Consider the following 21612-nt stretch of genomic DNA (forward strand, 5'->3'; position numbering starts at 1 on the left):
TAAAAACACAAAAAACTAAATATCAAACACTTACACAGCAAATACCCTCTAAAAATCTGGTTCTTTTCAATAACCTTATTGGAGATCTAATTATTTTTTTCCAAAAGATCAGCCTATTTAACCATTCATTTTTTGATTATTCGCCTTTTGGCGTGAGTTCTAATCTGATTTTTTCATCGGGATCGGTTGACCATAGCCAGGCCTCGGGTTTGAAATCTGCATTTCCGGCATCATAAGAAAAGACAAAAAGTTCAATTTCCTTATTCATGTATTCTTCTTTTAAAGGAATATAATAGGTGTAGTTCTGGTCTAGCCTAGCATTACTGTGCTCCCACGTATTGGAAGGATAAGAGACCGAACGATCCGGTGCCCCAACATATTTACCGTTTATTTTAGCGGCCACATACGCTCCTTCCACTCCATGTGTCCCATTAAGAGCAATGCTCAGGTATCCATTTTTGGCCAGTTCATCAAGCTTAAAACTGGATTTCCACGCTTTGGTTGCCACCATCTTATTTGGTGGTGCGAAAAGATTGGAAGCGCTCCAATTGGACCTGTCTATCTGTTTACCTTTATAGAGTGCTTCAACTTCTGTCAACTGTTGTGGCTGGTTCACAAACCTAAAATAGCGGACTGAGTCATTAACAGAGATGTTCATGGTAGTACCTGCGATATAGGTAAGCTGTTTCCATTTGATCAGATCTCTGGAAACCTCAACAAAATTGCCTTCTTCCGGAAGCAAGGGCTGTAAAGAAAATACATCGGGCACCTTTAGGATCAGTTCGTCAACGCCTGTTACCTTTCCCAGATCCAACCTCAACATACCACCTTTAACTTTCTGGACACCCCGGTATTTTGCCGATTCCCAAAAACCTGTTTTCAGGTCACCGTCAAAGAGATTTTTATCCCACAATCCGCGGTCTACAAAGGCTTGCTGCTCGAAAAACGCATCCCTTGCCTGTTTTACGGCTTGAATGTCCGTCTTACCTGAACGCAGTAAAGAACGGACTTCCAGGGCGTTATTGTCTGCCGCAAAAACTGTTGCTTCGTATAGGCTTTCAGCATCCTTAGGTACCGGAATAATATTAAAGCCCGCTAATTTTCTTCTAGGATCATGTTTTAACGATGTACCTGCAAAGCTTATTTTTTTTTCACCGCTAATTATGGCCATTTTAGCTGCAAGACCTGTAAGACCCGTCTTTTTATATTTCCATGGGCCTAGTACAGAAATGGAGGTCGTACTTCCAGGGGCTCCCAGTAAATCAATGATAACGGGTTTACCCGGCACATTCCTTATCACTTGAAATCTCGCACCCTTAATTACGGGGTCAGTATATTCTTCGGTGGTTGCAATAAATAGTGCAGACCTGAAAGGTTCAATATTTACCTGTACCGCATCATCATAATGATGTGTCCCAAGGTATTCTTCATCTGGGTGCAAGCGGATTAATTTCACTTTTTGTCCTTTCGCCAATCCGATCTCATCTCCTAACCTGATGGTACGTAATTGTTCTGTCCAGGTTAAATTTTTCAAGGTAATGAGGCGGGTTTTGCCATTACCTCTTGAAACTGCATCGGCACCATAAACTTTGGCTGGCAGTACCATTCCATTGGTAAGAATATTCTTATATTTTTGATGGATATTAAAAATCCTCGCCAGTTTTGGATATTCTTCATCTCTCAACAACCAGGGGTTGCCATAAATTTCCGGTGATAAAATAAGACTTCTGTTGAATGCCTGTAGCACCAGGTCATCCTCCCAGTAATCCAGACATGACGAAATACAGACACCATGATCCTCCGTTAACCTTCTAAGGCCAGGTACCAAACCTCTTGACAACGCACCTTGCCTGTGGTGTGGCGCTGTGGAATTATTGTTCATCACAACATCGATATAGGTTTCGGCACCTCCCCATAAAAACGTAGTGGCATAAGGCAGTCCTTTTGTTAATCCCAAACGGTGGTTAAGCAGAATAAGATCCGGGCTAAACTTCCTGGCCTCGATCATCATCTTAACAAAAGCATCCTCTTTTTCAGGCCGTAGCGGCCCGCAGACTGCATCGAACTTAAATAATGCAAAACCATAATCCTTGCAGAGTTTAACCATCTGACTAATCCGTTCCTGCTCTTCTTCTGCTGTATTTCCAAATCCATCGGGCCCGCCCCAAATACCAAGGTGCATCCCCATGTTGGTCGCTTTTTTATAAAGTACGTCGAAACTGTTTGGGAACTGCTTTTTAAACCGCGCTGAGTTTAGGCTTCCGTAGAAATTTTTGCCGTCGAGCGCACCTGCATCAAATGCATAAATATCAAGCTGCATTCCGTACGTATTCTTAAGCCAATCAAAAAATGTAAAATTGATCAAAGTCTGTTTTTCAGTCGGACCTTCATTGGTATTATTGATCCAGCTAAAATACTGGGCTTTGGAAGGTGTCTTTTCATCCGCACCGGGAAAAATTTTCTCTTGGGTATAGCCTACTTGTGTAGTAATCAATAGACAAAAAAATCCAGATAGGAATTTCGTTCTTTTCATAAGCAAATTAACCTCTTCGCTTTCGCATTGTGTATCCATTTTATCCTAATTATTTGACATATTGTCTTTTTTTAGGTTTTCCTACCATTGTCTGCCATCTCCATAGTCATAACAATAAACAAAAGGACAATAAATATGAATGGAATGTCAATGGGTTAAAAATTTGTTTATGTTTCTTTGATAGAAAGAAAAATTGATTTTTAAAGATGTTCAAAAACTTATTTATAATTGGCTGCCTGTACCTGGTTTCGGTACAGGGGTTTTCCCAGGTAAAAAAAAACAGGTTTGCTCCTGTAAACAAGTCAGAGACTTTTTGCAAAAAACTTACTGATTCTTTGGAAAATATGGCCAAAAATCTGCCGCTTAAATTGGCACTGGATACAGGAAAAGTACCCGTTTACGATGTTGTAAAAGACCTAAAACTGGATAATACCGGTGCAACACTCATTACAGCCCCATTTCAAAAAGCCATAGATTCTTGCGCAAAAATTGGCCCCGCCAGGTTTCTTTTTCCAAAAGGCACGTATCTAACGGGAACAATTATTTTAAGGTCTGGCGTTCACATCGAATTGGCACATTTAGCTAAGATTATCGGTAGTGTTGATGCAAAGGATTATCCGGTAATTTATCCCGAATACAAAGCAAATACCGATTTACAGGTTAATAAATCGTTGTTTTATGCAGAGAAAGTAGAAAACATTTCATTTACCGGAAAAGGTATGATCGATTTCAGGGGAGATCACGAAGTTTACTTCAACACCGGCAACAACGACCCCCGCAGACCTTTCGGAATACGCATCGTGAGTTCAAAAAACATTTACGTGGCAGGACTGATGTTCTGGAATTCGCCCCAGTGGATGCAGCATTACCTGAACTGTGAAAACCTGATGATTGAAAAAATGAGTGTATTTAATCATGCGCATCAGAACAATGATGGCATTGATATAGATGGTTGCCGAAATGTTTACCTGAGGAACAATCGTGTAGACAGTGATGACGACGGAATCTGCCTTAAAAGCAATGGCCCTGCATCATGCGAAAACGTACTGGTAGAAAACTGCACGGTTTCGAGCCACTGCAACGCGCTTAAATTGGGTACCGAAACCACCGGCGGATTCAGGAACATCATTTACCGCAATTGTAAGGTAATACAATCGGTAACTGCCGATCATCATGTAAATGGTGCGGAAACTGCACGTACAGCCATTACCCTGATCATCACTGATGGTGGAAAAATGGAAAATGTATGGTTTGATAACATTACTGCAGAGGATTGTGTTTCACCGATTTTTGTAACCCTTGGCAACCGCAGCCGCAGGCACACTAAAGATGCGCCCAAGCCAGGCATAGGTACCATGGAAAATGTGGTTATCTCTAATATCAAAGCTATCGGTGCTGGCCCGATGCCTTCGTCGGTTACCGGACTAGACAACAGCCACGTGATCAAAAACCTAACCCTTGAGAACATTATCCTCGAACAGGCATACACCGGAAAAGAAGAAAACCGAACCACAGATGTCGTAAAAGTACTGCAGCGGGTAAAAGGTGGGTATCCCTCTCCAGATGGCTGGGGCAATTTAAATGCCTCGGGTTTATACTGTGGGTTTGTAGATGGGTTAACGTTGAAAAACGTTATCGTTAAATCCACTGCGAAAGAACCTCGGAAAGGAGTGGTGATTGAAAACTGCACGAATGTAAAACAGGTCAATTAATCAACGAATAGTACAAGAAATTTCGATTTTACACCCATTTTATTACAACCATTATGTTATACAAAAACATCCGAGTCCTGCTTACCCCTGCCCTGCTCCTTTTAACGGTTTGCCAAGTAATGGCACAGGGGCAATTTTACAACGTAAAAAAATACGGAGCTAAAGGAAATGGAAAAAACCTGGACACCAAGGCCATCAACCTGGCCATTGAAACGGCCAGCTTGGCTGGTGGCGGAACAGTTTATTTTCCGGCAGGAGATTACCTTTCGGTAACGATACATTTAAAGAGCAACATTGCGCTTTATATCGATCAAGGGGCAACAATCGTGGCTGCTGCCACAACAGAGACGGTAAAATATGACCTTCCTGAAAAAGGGGAAAATGAAATTTACCAGGATTTTGGTCACAGTCATTTCCAGAACAGTTTAATTGTTGGGATTGATCTTCAAAACATATCCATCACCGGGCCCGGGCGTATCTGGGGAAAGGGACTGATTAGAGAGGATGGCATTAATGGCGTGAATAATGGATATGGAAACAAAACCCTTGCGCTAAAACGCTGTCGAAATGTAATATTGAAAGACTTTACAGTAGAAAAAGGCGGCTGGTTCGGTTTTTTGCTCACAGCGGTTGACAACGCAACGATTGACAACATTAAAATGGATACCAACCGTGACGGTATTGATCTGATCTCGAGCAAAAATGTAAGGATCTCGAACTGTAGTATCAATTCACCGGGTGATGATGCCATTGTTTTAAAGAGCGATTATGCGCTGAATTACCCAAGGGTTACCGAAAATATTACCATTACAAACTGCCAGGTTTCAGGTTATGACGATGGCACATTTTTAGATGGTACCTTTCAGAAAAAAGGCCGCAAGAATCCTACTGGCAGGATAAAAATTGGAACCGAATCTAATGGCGGCTTTAAAAACATTGCCATTACCAATTGCATATTTGACCACTGCCGCGGGCTGGCCATCGAAACCGTGGACGGTGCTGTTCTGGAAGACATCGTGATCAGTAACCTCACCATGCGCGACATCACTAATGCTCCCATATTCATCAGACTTGGTGCCAGGCAGCGCGGTCCCGAGGGATCTCCATTTAGCATTCTACAGCGAGTGATGATCAGTAATGTGATTGCCTATGATGTAACCGGCGAGCAGGGAGCTATTATTAGCGGTATACCTGGCCACGATATTGACGACCTTACCTTAAACAACATCAGCTTTTACTTTAAGGGGGGGGGCACCAGTGCACAGGCTTTGAATGAGATACCACCTCTAATTGATAGCTATCCTGATCCCAACCGTTTCGGTATCACACCGGCATATGGTTTTTTTATCAGAAATGTGAAAAACCTCAAAATGAACAACATCAGGGTCAGCTATATAAAACCTGATTTCAGACCCGCATTTGTTCTTGATAATGTAACCGGGGCCGATTTTCAGCAGATCAGAGTAGATCAGATAAAGGGAACCCCGGTATTTAATTTAAAAACAGTTAAAAACTTAAGCCTGAGCAACAGTCATCCAATATCGGATACACAGCTGTCTGAGGTAGATGAAAAACAATTATAGAGCTAAGGGCAAGCCACTAGAGAACATGCCAGTTGGTTTTTCTAAGTGCCTGGATATACTGCAAAGGTGGCTTGCCATATTCTTTTTTAAATGCCCTCGAAAAATTGGAGCTGCTCTGGAAACCGATCATATTCACAACTTCACCAACGGATAAATCCCTATCGACCATAAGCTGAACCGCTTTTTTTAGCCTAAACCTGCGGATCAATTCTCCAACCGAATGGTCTGAACTCAATTTCACCTTTTGATAAAGTTTACTACGGCTCACCCCTAAGTTTTTGCATATAAATCCCACATCAAGCCCAGGGTCCTCAATATTCTGCTCGATAAGGTCCTGTAACCTCTGATGGAAAGCTTTTTCGTTTTTAACTGAAATGGGTTGTGGCTTGCCAAATAGGTAACCTCCAGTGTATTTGTGTTTAAGCTTCATATCGCGCTCAAAAATATTCCGGATGGTAACCAACAATAGATCAATGCTCAACGGGCGCGAAAAGTAATGGTCGGCTCCGGATTCCATGCCCTGCATTTTGAGCGAAGGCTCGTCATACGCAGACATGATGATAAAGGGAATATGTGTCGTTTCCATCTGCCTTTTCATAATTTTGCAAAATTCGATACCATCCATATCACGGATTGCGATATCACTGATGATCAGATCTGGTATGGTTTCGCTCGCCATCATAATTGCAGAACGGCCCTCATTAACTTCATTTACGTGGTAATATTTTTCAAGCCGCGGTCTTAATGATTGCCGGAGCTGCCGGTTGTCCTCAACAAGGAGAATATGGTTTTTCATACAAATTCCAGTTTAAGTTGCAGCATGGCAATGCCCTATCTGCAACGGATCAGATGAATAAATGGTGATGGAAAGCGATCACCGTTAATTTTTAACACAATTAAATTTTATCAGGGCATAAAATCCATCCGAACAATAAAATCAGATGGATGTAATAGATGGTAAAGCATTTCACCTTACCATCTACTATAAAATTTTATTGCCAGCCTGGATTTTGGGGATAAGGTGCACCTGTGCTTACTGCATCAATCTGAGATTGAGGGATTGGTCTCAACACATGTTTGGGCAAAATATTTGCGCCAGCCTCCGTATTATACAATTTCACCCTATCGATCAGTTTACCGGTTCTAACCAGATCAAACCATCTCATATTCTCCCCGCAGAGTTCTCTCGAGCGTTCTTCTAAAATAAAATCGAGAGAAACATCACTTGCCTGAATATCCATGGCAGTCTTATTTGCCTGGTTTGCAGCAGCCCTTTCTCTTACGGCATTGATCAGTGAAACCGCTCTAGGTGTTTGCCCAGACATAAACGCTGCCTCTGCTGCAATAAGATAGGTTTCAGCCAAACGGTACACAATAACGGGCCTGATAGATACCACGTCGGGAGTACTCCGTTTTGAATCGAAGTATTTGGTAAGGGTTGGCGCCAATGTATTATCATATTTACGCGGAGGAATCACCAAATACCGTGTGGCCGCAATTTTAGCATCGGTAATATCCACACCCGGCATATAGATGGCGGTATCTCCTGCTTTAAATTTGGCCTGACCAACAATAGCACTAGCCGGCGCGCCAGCAGGAAGTGGATTTGGCCATAGCGGATATCCAGAAGCGACAGTATTGTTCGCGATCCAAACTGTTTGGAAGCTTTTGCCGTATCTTGAGTCATTTACCCTGTCCTTAAAGGCAGTATTCAGTAACCAGTTTGTAGGTACGGCGCGATTGAAAGGCCTTCCGTAAAACACGTCGCGTACCATTCCAGGTTTTCTTTCGTAATAACCAATAAACAAGTGGTTTAACATATTATCCCCTGTTGCACCACTAGGTGCACCAGGGCCATTGTAGGCGAGATTAGAGGTGTGTTGTACTGAAAAAAGCACTTCACTATTATCTTCATTTCCCTCGGCAAATACCCTGGCAAAATCGGCCTGTAAGCCTAATCCAATGGAGGATGCAGTAGTGATCAGATCATTCGCGGTGTTGTAAGCATCCTGATAGTCGGTTGCTTGCTTTGCGGATGATCCAGCCCTGGTCAGATAAATTTTAGCTAACAGGTGCTTCCCTGCAGCAGCTGTGGCTTTTCCAGGCAATACGGTCGCACTGATTTTTGGGCTAGCAGGTAATATGGGAATAGCATCCTTTAAATCCTGGATCATAAAAGCATAAACCTCGGCCATTGGTGTCCGGGAGGCTGATGTGCTGCCAACCGTTTCAAAGTTTTTGAGTAAGGTAACATCTCCAAAAGACTGCACCAGGCTGAAATAATAATTGGCTCTTAAAAACTTAGCTTCTGCGATCATCTGTGCCCTAACTGTTGGCGCCAGATCCACGCTCGGTGCATTGTCTATTACTCCATTGCAGGAGTTGATATAGATGTAACAGTTCCTCCAAATGGTATTTACCCTACCTTCGGTTGGCGTAAATGTATAATTGGCCGCTGCAGCATTCGCATCGCCTCCCCTGGCAAACTCATCTGTACCGAGGGTGGTCATAAAGAAATAATCCTGTCCGCCCCAAAGGTTTCGGGCTCCGGCATAGGAGGCATCCAAGGCCAACTGTAAACCAGCTGGTGAAGATAAATTTTGAGGGACCAAAATAGCTTTGGGATCTTCAATCAATTGTTTTTGACAACCCATAAATACGGCCATCAGCGCCAGTATTGCAACAAATATTTTTATATTTTTCATAACAGCGTCTAAATTAAAATGAAACATTAAGCCCAAAAAGGAATGATCTCAACGGAGGAGTATCAATTCCGATTGTACCTGCAGATTCAGGATCTAATCCACCTGCTTTCACGTAAGGAGAAAAAAGAGTAAAGGGATCTGAAGCCGTAGCATATACCCTAACCGAGCGGGCACCAATTTTTTGTATAATTGATGTCGGAAGGTTATAGCCTAAACTCATGGTTCTGATTTTCACAAAACTTCCATCATAATAGCCCAATGTAGATAGGTAATTAGGCAAACCATTTACCCCAGTTGGATTGGTATTGGGTTTTGGAAATCTGTCCTCATTATTATTAGGTGTCCAATAATTCACCCTTAAGTTATTGTAGGTACCAGCATATGTACTTATACCGTTACCTCCTTCGATAGCACTGCTAAGGATTCCGCCAATTCTGGCAAAAACGACTACTGTAAAATCAAACCCCTTGTAACCCACTCTTTGTGTCATCCCACCTTCCCAATCCGGCTGGCTTGATCCAATAATTTCCCGATCATAGGTATCATCGATTTTCCCATCAGGTAATCCATTAGGACCACTTAGATCTGCTACACGGATGGTACCGATCACAGAAGTTACACCAGTGGTGCTTAAACCAAATTTTGTCGCTGTTGCAATATCCTTGGGCGTATTCTGCCATATACCCAATCTTCTATAATCATAGTATGAATCTACAGGCTCACCGACAAACCATCTACTACCAATATTTCTTGTTACCCCAGAGCCTAGCTCTGTAATCTTTCCTCTATTTAAAAAGAAGTTATAATCACTTGTCCAGGTAAAATCATTTTTTTCTGCTCCCTGGATATTGACCGTGCCAATATGTACCTCAAGACCTCTGTTTTCGCTTTTTCCGATGTTTCCAATTGTTGGATTTGGAATACCTGAAGTGATTGGCAATACCTGCGCTAAGAGTAAATCCTTTGTGAATTGTTTATATACCTCAACTGAACCTGAAATGCGGTTATTCAATAGTGCAAAATCTAGTCCAATGTTTGCTGTAGAAGTATATTCCCATGCTAGAGCTATGTTACCGGCATTTGTTAAATAAGCTCCGGTAACGTTGGTTTGACCATAGTTATAGGTAACAGACGATAAGTTGCCTAATGTTCGATAGGGGTCGATAGCTGTATTACCCACATTTCCATAACTTGCCCTTAATTTAAGACTGCTCAATGCATTTATACCTTTCATAAATGATTCGTTGCTAACATTCCACGCCACCGCTGCAGAGGGGAAGGCATGGTATTTATTACCCGGGGCCAAGCGCGATGACCCATCAGAGCGCAAGGTAAGTGTTGCTAGGAAGCGATCGCTAAACCCATAGTTCAATCTTCCCATGTAGGAAATGATAGACCATTTTGATTCCGCACCTGAACCAACCAGGTTGGCACCATAAGTAGGGTTATAATAAGCCAATTCATCAAAAGAAATATTGGAATTATTAAACTGGTTGCTCTGTACCCGTTGATCCTGCAGACTGTACAAACCGGTAAAATTAAATTTGTGCTGTCCAAATGTCTTATCATACGTTAAGATGTTCTCTAATGTATAATTCACATCAAAACTTGAGCGGTTTGAGGAAGTGTTTGCACCACCCCTATTAAAATTGGTTTTTGAGGCATAAAAGTTTCCATAATTTTCACTTCTAATTTCAGCACCCGCATTAAAGCGGTATTTCAAACCCTTAATAATTTCAGCATCAAGATAAATGGTCGTAAAAGTTCCAAAACGCTGTCTGTTTTCTACAGCTGAGCCAGGAAGAATATCAGCCAACGGGTTCCATACCTGGTTATTACTTCCAGGGATGAAATTATTTAACAATCTACCTTCAGCATCATAAGGGGCAGCAAGAGGAGAAGCACGTAGCGCATATTGCATGTTACTTGCATTTTCACCCTTCCTTAAAGAAAAATTATTTAGAGAACTCAATCCGATTTTGAATCTTTCGCCTAACTTTTGGTCAACGCTCAGTTTAACACTATAACGCTCAAATCCCTGACCTTCGTAAATACCGGTTTGATTAAAGTAACCGGCAGACAATGCATATTGAGTGGCCTCTGTTCCGCCGTTAACCGAAAGCTGATGATCGGTCATAATACCTGTTTTGTAAATATAATCCTGCCAATCTGTACTGCGACCTGTTTTAGCGCCTTCTACCTCTTCAGGAGCGAATACGCCATTTGTATAAAATGAAGGATCATCAAGACCGGTATATTTTCCTGGGAAACCATTTATGTTAGCCCATTTTTTATAGGTAATAAATTCTTCGCCACTGAACAGCTCAAACTTGCGTGCCACATCCGTTTGTCCGAAATAAGCACTGTAGTTTACAACAGGCTTACCTGATTTTCCTCGTTTGGTAGTGATTAAAATCACACCGTTAGCTCCCCTTGAGCCATAAATGGCAGTGGAGGAAGCATCTTTTAACACATTTATTGATGCAACATCATCCTGGTTGATATCATTGATATTACCATTAAAAGGAATTCCGTCGATTACGATTAAAGGTGAATTTGTAGCACTCAGGGATCTTTGTCCGCGTATCAAAATACTTGGAGTGGCACCTGGCTTACTATCGCCACCGTTTTTGCGAATATCTATACCTGCACCTTGTCCCTGTAATGCAGAAGCAAGATTAGAAGCTGGCACATCTTTAATTGCCTGTTCACTAATTGTTGTAATGGCACCAGTTACATCAGATTTTTTCCTGGTTCCGTAACCTACAACTACAACCTGATTTAGCTCGTTCTTATCGGTTAACAATTGAACAGCCAATTTAGTATCTGCGCTTCCAACCTTGATTTCTTTTGTGATGTAACCTACGTAAGAAAAACGAAGGCTACTGTTTGCCGGGACACTGATCTGAAAACTACCGTTAACAGCGGTCTGGGTACCCTTGTTCCCTCCGATTAAACCAATGGAAACCCCGCTGATAGGCTCCCCGTTCTGGCTCGTGACCACCCCGGAAATTACAATATCTGCCCTTTCCCCAAGATCTTGGTCTGCAGTTCCTGTGGGAACTATCGCAATGAGGTTATTGGGCAGCATTTGATAGGTAAAGGAAGTTCCTTCCAGCAACTGTTTAATCAAGCTTGGTACTTCTCGATCGACCACATTAAGGTCGGTATATATACCTGATGGGATTTTACGTTCGCTGAAAACAAAACGGTAGCTGGTTTTCTTTTCGATCTCAGAAATAACCCGTTTGAAATCAGCAGAAGGAAGATTTAAGGTGACTTTACCTTGCGAATAAACATTCGCTAATACTTGAAAATTGAGAACAAATATTAGCATAATTGCTAATTTCATAATTAAACACAGTTTTTTTAGGCAAAAGGTATTTTGAACACCCAGAGGATGTAAAAAAAATTTCATAATATTACAGAATTAAAGGTGAAATGATCAGGCTTCCGTCCAAAGCAGCCTGGTTAGTTAAAACATCTTGTCAGTTACGGGGATTTTATATCCCCGTATTTTTTTCGCTCTCTTTTTTGTCTTTGCTCATTTAGTTGAATTTGATTTATATGGTTAGAATTTACTGGTGTTTATTTTAATAGATTATAATCTTGTCTTTCACAACCTTAAAATTGAAATTTTCAGTTAATTGTAAGGCGCTCAATACCTCAGTTAGGCTTTCCTTTTCAAAGACACCAGAAAACCTAAGGTCTTTAAGGTGCATATTCTGAAACTGGATCTTCGTACCGTATTGTCTTTCTAGGCTATTAGTCAATGATTCAAAATCCTCGTCCTTGAAGATCATTTTGCTTTGCAGCCAGGAGGTTTCAATCACAATATTATCCTTTTTCTGCATGTAGGAAATTGCCGGCAGGGCATTTGGCATATCTTCAACATCAGCTGTTTCTTTCTTCACTGGATCAGGATACTTTACAACCAGTTTTTCTGTCGGCTTAAGGATTATACGGTCTTTGGGGCGATCGGTAAGGGTTACCTGAACGCTTCCATGGATTAAAGTGGTTTCACTAAATTTATCATTTCCATAAGCCTTCACATTAAATGCGGTTCCCAGTACGCGGATATCCATTTTCCCGGTATGGATTACAAATGGGTGTAAACGGTCTTTCTTTACATCAAAGAACGCCTCACCCTTAAGGTACACTTCTCTGATGGAGTCTTTAAAGCTGGCTGGGTACGACAATTTACTGGCCGCATTGATGGTTACTTTTGTCCCATCAGAAAGGATCAACACCCTTTTTTCACCCGAAACGGTTTGCACGCTAAGTGCTTTTTTATCTAAAGTAACTGATGAAGATATTTTATAAAGATATACCGAAGAAACAACGATCAGTACTGCTGCGACTTTCCAGAGAATGGGGAAAAGCTTTTTTCTTATCTGCAAACTTTTTTCAATATTAAACTCAGGTTCTGTTTCCCTGATTGTAGTGGTGATTTTTTGAAACAGTGCCTGATCATCAGATTTGTTCTCCTGATCACTTTCCCAGTACATTTTAAAGTTGGCCCGTTGTTTAGCATAACCAGGATCTTTTTTCAGCAAAAGCATCAGCTCGCGATACTCATCGGATGTGAGTTCGCCCAGCAGCTCTTTAGTGATCAATTCGATAAATTTTTCCTGGCTCATTCTAATTGTAATGGGTTACTTAAAAGCAAGGACAACAAAAAATAAAAAAGTACTTACAAGAATTCAAAAAAAAATAAAAAAAATAAGTGCCCTAATATTCTTATATTGGATCATTAATTTGAAAGATAAATAGATCGCTATTATATCCGAAAATTTAATACATTTGAAGCATCCCTAAATAACCAAATATTTTTTAGCCGAGATTTTAGTGTTTCGCACAACTATATGAAGAACCCAACCACAAAGGAAATGCTCTGGCAACAGTTCGTGGAAGAAAATGATTCAAAAGCATTTGAAGCACTTTTCTTTCATTTGAATTCGCGGTTGATCAAGTTTTGCATTTACTATGTCCATTTAAGGGAAGTAGCTGAGGAGATTGTCTCTGATGTATTTGTTAAGTGCTGGCAGAACAGGGAAAACCTTCAACATATCGAGAACCCCGAAACCTACCTTTTTGTATGTGTCAAAAACCAGTCACTGAACTACAATAAAAAAATGTCATCCATCCATCTGGTTAATATCGATGAGCACACTACCGAGCTAATTGATACCGCAAGTCCGGACCTTAAAATGGAAAAGAAAGAACTGCTCCTAAAGCTGGACAGCGTGATTGAAACCCTTCCTTTACAGTGCAAAATTGTTTTCCGTTTGGTAAAAGAAGATGGCATGAAATGCAAGGAAGTTGCAGATATTCTTTCGTTATCCGTACGCACCGTACATACCCAATTGTTCCGGGCCATGGGCAAACTAAGTTTGCTGATGAAGGAATACGACCGTTCGGTCAAAAAAGAAGAAGCCACAAAATACAATTAGCTTTAAGTTTCCTTTCAATATCCCAGACCCGTACCCTGTTCGGAAGAATCAAGGGCAATTAGCGGCAACGTATATGTGTTCATAGTATTTTGTTTGAAACATTAAATAATTATATCCATGGATTTATTATAAATGTAAACTGTAGGAGTCTTATATCACAAAAAAGCACACAGCCAACTCGCCATTTACTGCTTTTGCCCAACGGACAAATATTGCTGTCCAAGTATCTATGGTTACTGGGTGAAATCTCTTGGCTTTCTGTCCAGTACCGCTTCTACACCAGAGGTAGTCGATTCGTTTAGTCCGTCCAGCACCTGGGAAAACAGATATGGAACCGATCCGATAACCTGCTCGGGATTCTGGCACTTCCCGACATTGCTACATACTCCACTTCATAAAGTTCATTATATTCTATTGGGCGATCTGTTGCAAGAGCGATCCCGGCAATCGCCTCCCTGAATGTGATCAGGCGCGGCCCTGTCAGCCTATATTACACACTGCATCTTACAATTTTTCAGAAGATAGCCCGGGATCTAAAGCTTAGGGCTACTGATTTTTTTTGAAAGTTCATCTGTCCATCGCTGGACAGGGACATATTAGGGGAGCGTTCTGTTGGGGCCGGCAAATGACAAACGCCGACACGATATTGCTTCCGAGGGAATCGAGAGTAGTTTCTTGAACAATGTGTTGGAGATCCAGTTCTGAACAAATGATTTATTTTTTGGCATCTTACGATGCCTTTTATAAACCTGCTGAACAATTGGTCTGTGGACCTAAACTTTTCCATAGACGAGTGCAGTGATAGAATGGGCAGGAAAAATGTATTCGGATACAATGCCACTAAGTCTTTTTTCGTTTTTTACTACGACATTTTTATGAGGTTGCTCCAATGTGTTGATGGCGAGTATGCTTGCTGCATTTAGCTCATAAGCTTTAACAGTATTATATTTTTTACTGTCGATGTTACCTAAGCGAGTTTTTACCGCCGATTCGGGATGACGGTTCACTACAAACAGGGTAAATGTTCCGTCTGCTTCATTTAGTGTCGCCGATACATCGAGTGTTTTTGCACCTTCGGACCCAGGAATCTGCATATCGCTGGTTTTAACATCACATTTTAGACTGATATTACCCGCGTGTTCACGATAAAACTGCATCGGATAATAAATGGTTTGGCAAACTGATGCCGATTTACTGGTCATGATGGGGGCTAATACATTCACTGTCTGCGCCCAGGTGGCCATGCCAACTACTGATGCCTGCCTTTGCATGATGTTGAAAAAGGTTGCCGTACCCAAAGCGTGGTTCCAGTTATACAAATCTTCCAGATCATATGCCCCGGTACCGGTTTCCCAAATACCCAATTCGTCAATAGCAATTTTAACAGGGTTGGGCCTCGGCGGAAAACGGTACCATTTTTTAAAATCGGTAACTTTTACGACAGTATTAGCTTGTATGCTCTGTTTAATTTCCAATATGCTTTTTTCCAGTTTTTCTACATGTGGAAAAAGCGAGGCCGGTTTGGCCTTGTCGGCCCCAACATAGCAGTGCAAAGAAATATAATCACACACATCGCCCATTTCTTTTAACACATGATCATTCCAGGCCTTATCATCGGCACCGCATAAAATCAGTTTGATGGATTTGTCCTGCAATTTCATGGCCTTGGTATAAAACCACGCTTCCTTTACGTAATCCTCCACTTTTTGCAGGCGGCCAATATCGGGACCAGCTGCTTCCTCATTACCCAAGCCCCAATATTTTACCTTATGAGGTGCCATGTGCCCATTTTTACGGCGCAGGTTAGCATAATAGGTATCTTGGATACCATTGCAGTATTCCACCCAATTACCGGCTTCTTCAGCAGTGCCCGTACCCATATTTACCGAAAAATAAGGATCAGCGCCGATTGTCCTTGAATAGGTAATGGCCTCATCTGTACCAAAACGGTTGGTATCTAGCCCGCCCCATATCAGGTTGGGGCGGGCACGGCGTTCATTTAGCGGGCCGATGCCATCCATCCAATGGTATATTTTGGTAAATGTACCGCCGGGATAGCGCATTACTGTTGGGTGCAATTGCTTTATCTTATCCAGCACATCCAAACGGACACCTTTTTTGTTTGATAAGGGCGACCCCTCTTCAAAAATACCACCGTTGATCGCGCGTCCTAAATGTTCAATAAACTGCCCGTAAATGGCTCTGTCAATCGTTCCTTCGGGATTTGTAAAATCAATAGTGATGGTTGCCTCCAGTAAAGCCGTATCAAACGATTGGATAACCCCGGCAACTGTTTTATTTGCGAAGGCAAAACTTAGCCCACCTCTACCGGCAAGCGTGATAAAATTTCTACGTGACAACATGTTCAGTTATTTAATAGGTGTATTATACTGGCCGTATTAATGGCTTCTGTAATTAATTGCAGATTATCTGCATTTCTGTTTGTACGGCTACTTCTATGGTAACCGTTTTCGATTCCCCTGGAAGTAGCCTAAAAAAATTATCAGTATAATAAGTTGGCGCCAGGTTATTCTCCATCCCATCCTGTAATTTTAACTGTGTAAAAAATGCCGGCGGGCCTGAAACATTATTAACCTTTGCTTTTATAAATAATTTACCTTCCGCAAACCTTTTAATGAAGATCAATATCCCATCTTGAAATTGTCACCATTATCAATACAGTCAACAACTTATTGCCTGATAAAATAAATGTCCTGCTATAACTGCCAAATTATAATTTTGTGCCAGCACATTCGTAGAGCAATATAACATTAATGCCATGCCTAACTTATTAAAAGGATATAATGACAAAAAAAAAGCACAAAACGTCAATGTAAATTTTAACTTAATCAGGTTCTTTGCAATTGGTATAATAAAATTAGTCTGATACCATATCGTAGAATCGATAACTGATTTAAATATTTACCGTACAGATTCTATGGAAAATAAAATTTTACTGATTTGCCTGTTCTGTTTTCTTTCACTTCCGGGATATAGCCAAAAGAAACAAAATAGCTCTCTGATCCCCTCAAAGCCATCTGAGGCCCCGGATTATTTCTGTACTTGGAATGTGCAAGGTTTTGCAACCGGTTACCAATCGAGCCCGACAACAAGACAGGCCATGAATGAAAAAAACATCTTTGGAACAGGAAAGTATGAAGGATGGGGAAACATGTTTTCCAGGCTTCATAAAGATCTTTATCTGGTTTTAGATGATGCTTGGGATATCCCACTGAACGGTGATAAAGGTTATTATGGAAGTCTGATTGTCGATTCAGGACGTTTTCCGACTTTACTGGGTCAAACACCAGCGCAAAAACTAGCTGCATTGACCAAAAAGACAAAGGCTTTGGGTTGGAAAGGCCTGGGATTGTGGATCTGTGCTCAAAAAGCACCGAATCTGCAGATTGAGAATGATACCACCTATTGGACAGAACGTTTAAACTGGATGAAGGATGCCGGAATCAGCTATTGGAAAGTCGATTGGGGGAAAGATTCGAAAAGTGCGGAATGGAGAACCTGGTTAACCGAGCTAGGAAAAAAGGTGGCCCCTGCATTGATTATTGAACAGGCAATGACACCAACTACCATGGCAACCGCCGAAGTTTATCGCACTTACGATGTTGAAAATGTCATATCGATTCCTCACACTATTGACCGCGTTTCAAAGTTGCTTACCGCTTTACCAAAAGGCCAGGCAGTAAGTATCATCAATTGTGAAGACGAGCCTTATATAGCTGTAGGTTTGGGATGCGCCATTGGGATTATGCGCCATTCTTACAATGGTAATTTACCAACTGGCGTACAGGACCATGCTTTTCCACCAGTTGGAAAAGATCTGAAAAGTAGTTTGGATGAAGAGACCCGGGCCGTACTTTGGCATAGGATAGCACTTCCATTCGGGATCGATAAAACAGATTTTTATATTGATACTGCTATATTGCACGATTATTGGACAATGAAAACAAATGAAACCTGGTTAAAATCCCATGATAAGGACGGTTATAAAAATGCCTGGCAGGCGCCTGCAATAATTACTAGAGGATTGGAGAAGCCAACTGTAGTTATAAAAACAGGAGCGTTTGCACCTTACATCCTTGCATCAAAATATCCAAATGGGGCCATAGCTGTCGCCTCATTGGGTCGTACGATTGACCGGGAATATCTAAAGCCAAAAGCCGACGTTACACTTAAGATTGATGCACTAGATAAACCATTTGGAATTTTCGGTCACTACAGTTCCCTTACTCTTCAATTAGACCGGCCAATTTCATTCACTAGGGTGCTAGCTCAAGACCTGGCAGGTGAAATACCAGTTGATATCACTAAACAGATTATAACCAATGGGAATAAGGTTACCATTCCGGGAGCTCTTATTGATAGGGTTGGGTTGTCTGCCGCAACCAATGGGGATAAATCTGAACCAGGAATGCTATTGGTATTTCAAAAATAAATTGTATTAAGCTAAATATCACCATGACGGTCACTACTAAAACACATGTGCTACCCTGTATAATCTTATTTCTTTTTTTAAGTCAACCTTGTTTCGCGCAATCGCCGATGAATAATGTGATGGGCCGTTCGAAACAAATTCTTAATGGTAAGTGGCAGGTCATTACCGATTGGTATAATAGAGGCAGTGCAGATTCATATAACGATAGTTCACTTAATAAAAATGCATTTAAGGAATTTAGGTTTGATGCGCTAACTTTAAATGTACCCGGTGACTGGAATTCGCAACTCCCCGAGTTGAAATATTACGAAGGAAGTGTGTGGTATCGTAAAGTAGTCAATTTCCATAAAAGGGGAAGTAAAAAAGCCTTTCTCTATTTCGGCGGGGCAAATTACCAGGCGGATGTATATCTTAACGGAAAAAAAATAGGCGGCCATGAAGGCGGCTTTACTCCTTTTCAGTTTGAGGTAACTTCTACAATCAAAGAAGGAAATAATGATTTGATTGTACGGGTAAATAACCAACGCCGTGTTGATGGAATTCCCGCGATGGCATTTGACTGGTGGAACTACGGGGGGATTACACGTGACGTTTACCTGGTACAAACAACCGAAACGTATATTGACGATTATTTTATTCAGCTGGAGAAAAATAGCATGAACAGAATAATTGGATGGGTAAAGTTGAAGGGTGCTAACAGAGCAGGTTTTGTTACGGTAAGTATTCCTGAGCTCAAAACCAATCGTCAGTTTGAAGTTGACGAAAATGGACAGGCACTGATTGATATCAAAGGAAATTTTAAACTTTGGTCGCCCGAAAGGCCAAAGCTTTATAGGGTCAATATTTTTAGCGCAACCGATACGATAAAAGATGAAATCGGTTTCCGATCCATACAGGTAAAAGGCACACAAATCGTGTTGAATGGCAAACCAGTGTTTCTAAAAGGGATAAGTTTTCATGAAGAGATACCTCAACGCCAGGGACGCGCAGTTGATGATGCAGATGCCAAACAATTGTTAACATGGGCAAAAGAGCTGGGATGTAATTTTGTGCGGTTGGCACATTATCCCCAAAATGAGCATACGGTGCGCATGGCTGAAGCGATGGGCCTTATGATGTGGGAGGAAATTCCGGTTTGGCAAGGAATTGCCTTCAATGATAATATCATATTGGATAAGGCCAAAAACATGCTTAGCGAAATGGTTGAACGGGACAAGAACCGTTGCGGCATCATTATCTGGAGCTTATCTAATGAGACTGAGCCTTCACCCGACAGAAATAAAGTATTGACACAAATGGCAGCTATCTGTCGAAATCTCGATTCGACGAGGCTAGTCTCTTCGGCATTCGATCACTTTAATCAAGAGGGCAATAAGATTACTATTGATGACGAACTGAGCAAATCGCTTGATGTACTGGCGGCAAACAAGTATATGGGCTGGTACGCTGGATGGCCGTCAAAACCTGGGGAGGTGCTTTGGGAAAGCAAATTCAATAAACCACTCATCATGTCTGAGTTTGGGGGGGAGGCCGTATCTGGCCAACATGGTCCAGTTGATGATAAAAGTGTGTGGGGCGAAGAATATCAGGAACAATTGTACAAAGATAATATCGTAATGTTTAACAAAATTCCTTTTTTGGCAGGAGTTTGCCCTTGGATAATGGCTGATTTCAGGACGCCGTTCCGCATGAACCTAAAATATCAGCAAGGATGGAACCGTAAAGGTTTGTTGTCTGAAAAAGGCGAAAAGAAAAAGGCCTGGTATATTATTAAGGATTTTTATAGTACGCGCTAACCCAACATATCTCTTGCAAAATTTATGGAAACTGTCCATATCAGGGGAATTTTGACATGAATATAATTTATTTCGAGGAAAGCTTACCGTATCATGGCAGCCATTGTGATCTGTGGCGCTTATTTGAACTAGTGCTTTGATATAATTATGGATTCCCCACTAATTCAGCTTTAGTGGAGAAACTCCCCTTAGATTTCTAAAGTGGTTTTTTTCGCAAAAAATCCCATTAGAATATATTGGTTCCAGAGGTGATACAAGCAAACCAAATTTCGTTCGGGCAATCGCGCTAGGATCTGCAAATTACCTTTCAAACAGTCCTTTTTAAACAACCGTTGTACCATTTGGACTTCTTAAGATGTAGAAATCTTCATTCTCTGAAATTGAGATATAAACTCTAAAATCATTGTTGTATTCGGATAGACAGATGGTCAGAAATCGAATAACCTATGGAACGATTACACCTTTTTAAGTCAGTTGGAAAGTTTTGCTGTGTAATATGGTTTTATCGTTGTTCAATCAAATTTTGCCTGATATATAATAGTGATAATCATGTTTTTGTCTGAAATAGACGACTGGAAGACTGCGGATGCTCAAAACCCAGCTGTCCAATTTCGGCAACTAATATGCAAAAGAAGGCAGTTCTTTTGCTTTTTAAACAATCTTATGATGGATATGGTATTAGGCGTTTGGTCTGTAAACGACCGCATTATATCCCTTAGATATCTAACGGATACTTATTATTGATCTGAACAAAATTTCCGTTCCAACAATAAAAATTTATCAGTCTCTAATTAAAAGTCTGCCGGAATCCGATTGGTGATAAGTTTGTTTTTGTTTTGAACAAACGGCTGAATGACTGCGGATGTTCAAAACCCAACTGATAGGCAATTGATAAGTTAGAAGTAGACAATTTTTCCTTTGCTTTTTCAATTATTTTATGATGGATGTGCTCTCGTGCGTTTTGACCTGTAAACGATCGCATCATATCGCCCAGATAACTTGCGGATATATTCAATTGACCTGATAGGTATTGGACTGTTGGCTGCCGGGATGGTCGCGGTAAAATAGTAAAGATGCTGTGAGCTTTGTGCACTCTGAGGTTCCTCTTTCCAAATAGCCGATGCACTATAAGCATCACCAGCCAGATAGAATACAAAGCTTTTTTTACCAGTTTGCAAGTCATCTGTAATTTCCCTCCCACCCTCAATACTGTACTGCCTCCGGAACCGCCTGTTCAGTTTATCAGGCTTCATCCCCATAAAACATAAACGAGTGATTAACTTGTATACCACTTACGTTCTTTTTGAACATTCCAGAGGATACATTTTTGGATTACCGTAATAATTGGCGGATCCAATAGCAACAGCTTTAAACCCA

Annotated in this window: 13 protein-coding genes and 1 pseudogene; 5 read left to right on the forward strand and 9 right to left on the reverse strand. The window is 41.2% G+C overall.

The annotated features are described in order from the left end of the window. Positions 1-136 precede the first annotated feature (136 nt). Positions 137-2533: a hypothetical protein gene (locus EZ449_RS15650; RefSeq protein ID WP_131560513.1), complete on the reverse strand. Its 2397-nt coding sequence runs from the start codon at positions 2531-2533 to the stop codon at positions 137-139. A 344-nt stretch (positions 2534-2877) separates the two neighbouring features. On the opposite strand from EZ449_RS15650, the gene EZ449_RS15655 reads away from it, so the two are divergent. Together EZ449_RS15655 and EZ449_RS15660 are read left to right on the forward strand one after the other, a co-directional pair. Beyond that, on the forward strand, positions 2878-4245 hold the full coding sequence (locus EZ449_RS15655) for a glycoside hydrolase family 28 protein (protein WP_165499782.1): 1368 nt from the start codon (positions 2878-2880) through the stop codon (positions 4243-4245). A 53-nt stretch (positions 4246-4298) separates the two neighbouring features. Further along, complete coding sequence (locus EZ449_RS15660; protein ID WP_131560517.1) at positions 4299-5828, forward strand: rhamnogalacturonidase; 1530 nt, start codon at positions 4299-4301, stop codon at positions 5826-5828. Positions 5829-5844: 16 nt separating this feature from the next. Here the strand turns inward: EZ449_RS15660 and EZ449_RS15665 are convergent, their stop codons facing one another. The 4 genes from EZ449_RS15665 to EZ449_RS15680 form a co-directional block, all read right to left on the reverse strand. Continuing rightward, entirely contained in the window at positions 5845-6624 is a 780-nt protein-coding gene (locus tag EZ449_RS15665; RefSeq protein ID WP_131560519.1) for a response regulator transcription factor, read from the reverse strand. 196 nt (positions 6625-6820) lie between these two features. Further along, positions 6821-8533, reverse strand: a complete 1713-nt coding sequence (locus tag EZ449_RS15670; RefSeq protein ID WP_131560521.1) for a RagB/SusD family nutrient uptake outer membrane protein — start codon at positions 8531-8533, stop codon at positions 6821-6823. Between the two features lie 13 nt (positions 8534-8546). Then, positions 8547-11885: a SusC/RagA family TonB-linked outer membrane protein gene (locus tag EZ449_RS15675; RefSeq protein ID WP_205943016.1), complete on the reverse strand. Its 3339-nt coding sequence runs from the start codon at positions 11883-11885 to the stop codon at positions 8547-8549. 241 nt (positions 11886-12126) lie between these two features. Next, on the reverse strand, positions 12127-13173 hold the full coding sequence (locus EZ449_RS15680; RefSeq protein WP_131560523.1) for a FecR family protein: 1047 nt from the start codon (positions 13171-13173) through the stop codon (positions 12127-12129). A 225-nt stretch (positions 13174-13398) separates the two neighbouring features. On the opposite strand from EZ449_RS15680, the gene EZ449_RS15685 reads away from it, so the two are divergent. Next, entirely contained in the window at positions 13399-13986 is a 588-nt protein-coding gene (locus tag EZ449_RS15685) for an RNA polymerase sigma-70 factor (protein WP_131560525.1), read from the forward strand. 773 nt (positions 13987-14759) lie between these two features. Here EZ449_RS15685 and EZ449_RS15690 read toward each other — a convergent pair. Continuing rightward, positions 14760-16349, reverse strand: coding sequence for an alpha-N-arabinofuranosidase (locus EZ449_RS15690; RefSeq protein ID WP_131560527.1), 1590 nt, complete (start codon positions 16347-16349; stop codon positions 14760-14762). Positions 16350-16401: 52 nt separating this feature from the next. Then, a complete protein-coding gene (locus tag EZ449_RS15695) occupies positions 16402-16632 on the reverse strand; it encodes a glycoside hydrolase family 2 protein (RefSeq protein ID WP_131560529.1) in 231 nt (76 codons plus the stop codon). A 292-nt stretch (positions 16633-16924) separates the two neighbouring features. On the opposite strand from EZ449_RS15695, the gene EZ449_RS15700 reads away from it, so the two are divergent. After that, positions 16925-18439 (forward strand): alpha-galactosidase, encoded by a 1515-nt coding sequence (locus EZ449_RS15700; RefSeq protein ID WP_165499783.1) that lies wholly within the window; start codon positions 16925-16927, stop codon positions 18437-18439. Between the two features lie 119 nt (positions 18440-18558). Next, on the forward strand, positions 18559-20235 hold the full coding sequence (locus EZ449_RS15705) for a glycoside hydrolase family 2 protein (protein ID WP_205943017.1): 1677 nt from the start codon (positions 18559-18561) through the stop codon (positions 20233-20235). 787 nt (positions 20236-21022) lie between these two features. Here EZ449_RS15705 and EZ449_RS23135 read toward each other — a convergent pair. Both EZ449_RS23135 and EZ449_RS23140 read right to left on the reverse strand, forming a co-directional pair. After that, positions 21023-21277: pseudogene (locus tag EZ449_RS23135) on the reverse strand (helix-turn-helix domain-containing protein); the annotation flags it as partial. Further along, positions 21171-21527: a hypothetical protein gene (locus EZ449_RS23140; RefSeq protein ID WP_225872342.1), complete on the reverse strand. Its 357-nt coding sequence runs from the start codon at positions 21525-21527 to the stop codon at positions 21171-21173. The gene EZ449_RS23140 and the pseudogene EZ449_RS23135, both read right to left, overlap by 107 nt. Positions 21528-21612: the final 85 nt, after the last annotated feature.

It is taken from the genome of Pedobacter frigidisoli, assembly GCF_004331675.1.
Taxonomy (GTDB): domain Bacteria; phylum Bacteroidota; class Bacteroidia; order Sphingobacteriales; family Sphingobacteriaceae; genus Pedobacter; species Pedobacter frigidisoli.